This is a genomic window from Tahibacter caeni, assembly GCF_024609805.1.
Classification (GTDB): domain Bacteria; phylum Pseudomonadota; class Gammaproteobacteria; order Xanthomonadales; family Rhodanobacteraceae; genus Tahibacter; species Tahibacter caeni.
The window spans coordinates 1-1,822 of record NZ_JANFVR010000561.1 but is presented as its reverse complement, the minus strand read 5'-3'; the positions used below and the strand labels follow the sequence as shown (position 1 = coordinate 1,822).

Annotated in this window: 2 protein-coding genes; one reads left to right on the top strand and one right to left on the bottom strand. The window is 73.1% G+C overall.

What is annotated here, in order from left to right; genetic code table 11:
• Positions 1-483 (top strand): HlyD family secretion protein (locus tag NON22_RS23775; RefSeq protein WP_257389462.1); only part of this gene is annotated, 483 nt, incomplete at its 5' end.
• Positions 484-558: 75 nt separating this feature from the next.
• On the opposite strand, the gene NON22_RS23770 is transcribed toward NON22_RS23775, so the two are convergent.
• The gene (locus tag NON22_RS23770; protein ID WP_257389461.1) at positions 559-1,755 is read right to left on the bottom strand and encodes a putative peptide maturation dehydrogenase; all 1,197 of its coding nucleotides are present in this window, start codon (positions 1,753-1,755) and stop codon (positions 559-561) included.
• Between the last annotated feature and the right edge of the window lie 67 nt (positions 1,756-1,822).

The window sequence follows — 1,822 nt, the reverse complement described above, 5'->3', positions numbered from 1 at the left end:
CGCGCCGAAGACATCGCCGCGGCGACGGCCGCGGTCGACGCCGCGCGCGCAGAGCGCGACCGCGCCGCGGCGCTCGTCGAGAAGTCGCTGATCCATTCGCCGATCGCCGGCAACGTGCTCAAGCGCGACCTCAGCGAAGGCGAGACCGTCGTCGCGCTGTCGCCGCTGCCGCTCGCGCGCATAGGCAACCTGTCGCGGCGCTTCGTGCGTGCCGACATCGACGAGCTGGACATCGGCCGCATCCGCGAAGGCCAGTCGGCCCTCGTCGTCAGCGATGCGTTTCCGCAGCAGGAATTCCGCGGCACGGTCGTGCACGTGAGCCAGCGCATGGGCCGGCGCAACGCCCTGTCGGGCGATCCGGCGGAAAAGCAGGACGCGAAGATCCTCGAAGCGCTGATCGAGCTCGACGGCCAGCCGCCGCTGCCCATAGGCCTGCGCGTGGACGTGCGCATCGCGGCGGCGCCGGCGGCCGCGGCGGACTGATCCGCGCGGGGCCGCGGCGGATTCGCACATCCGCGGGCGCGACGATGTCTGCGCGCGATGCGGCGACGCCGACGCTCAGCCGCTCGCGCGGCTGCCGTCTTCGCGCCAGATCCGTCCGTTCGGATCGAACTCGTCGGCGACGCGCCGCGCGGCGCGCGCGCCGAAGCCGCAGACCGCGAGCACGCCTTCCACGAGCGGGTCCAAGCCGAACGCCTGTTCGATCTCGACTTCGTTGACGGCCGCGGTCACGAACGCGCCGAGGCCTAGATCGGTCGCCGACAGGTACAGGGTCTGCGACAGGTGGCCGACGTCGAGCGCCGCCACGCGATAGGCCTTGGCGTGGTTGCGGTACTTCCAGAAGCTGCGCGGAAAGCGCACGGCCAGCGCGACGAGCACCGGCGCCGCGGCGAAATAGGCCTGCGCGGCGACGCTGCGCGACGCGAGATCGGCCGTGTCGGCGATCGTCATTTCGCGCATCGGTTCGAGCGCGTGTTCGACCGGGCGATAGTGATAGAGACCCGCGGCGAGCCCGCTCACGCGCTGCACGATCAGGTAGGCGCCGGTCGGATGCAGGCCGCCGCCCGACGGGCTGTTGCGCTTGAGCACCGTGGTCGCGCCGCCGCCTTCGAGGTTCAAGGTGCCCTGGGCGCCGAACACGCGATGCAGCATCGTCGCCAGTTCGTCCTGCGTCAGCGCCGCGGCCGCATCGAAGTTGCGGCAGGTCGCGCGACGCTGCAGCAGTTCGTCGAAGTCCGTCGTGCGCGGCGGCGGCAGCGCCAGGCGCGCGTCCGCCGCGGCGCGGCTCTGCGCGGCCGGCGGCGGTTCGCCGAGCTTCGCAATGAGCTCGCCCAGGGTGACGTAGCCGGCGCGCTGCAGGTCGTCGCCCGAGCGCACGCCGTTCCAGCGGCCGAGGTAGTGCTGCACGGCCGACACGGTGCGCCAGTTCGCCTCGCGCAGACGCTGGTCCTGCACGGCGTCCGCGGAAACCGCGTCGTCGCCGACGAGCAGCCCGCGCGCGAGCAGATCCTGCAGCGGCGCGGCGCCGTGCACCGCGGCCAGCGCGTCGAAGTCGCTCCAGGCCGTGCAGGGCACGGCGGCGAGCAGGGCGACGTCGCCCGGCGACACGGGAATTTCCTGCTGCCGGTGCGGCGCCAGCGCGAGCAGCGACAGTTCGGTGTGCAGACCGTCGCCGCCGGCGGCCAGCGACTCCAGATCGAATTGCAGCGCCTCGCGCGGCTCGAACAGCAGATGGGCGCAACGTCGCAGGCGCATGGGGACTCCGGTGATATCGGCGCGGCGGACGTCCGCCGCGCGGGCGAGGGCCGCGGTCACGGTCGGC

Coding starts and splice junctions, on each gene's coding strand:
- NON22_RS23770 (WP_257389461.1), bottom strand. CDS start 1,755: ATGCGCCTGCGACGTTGCGCCCATCTGCTGTTCGAGCCGCGCGAGGCG.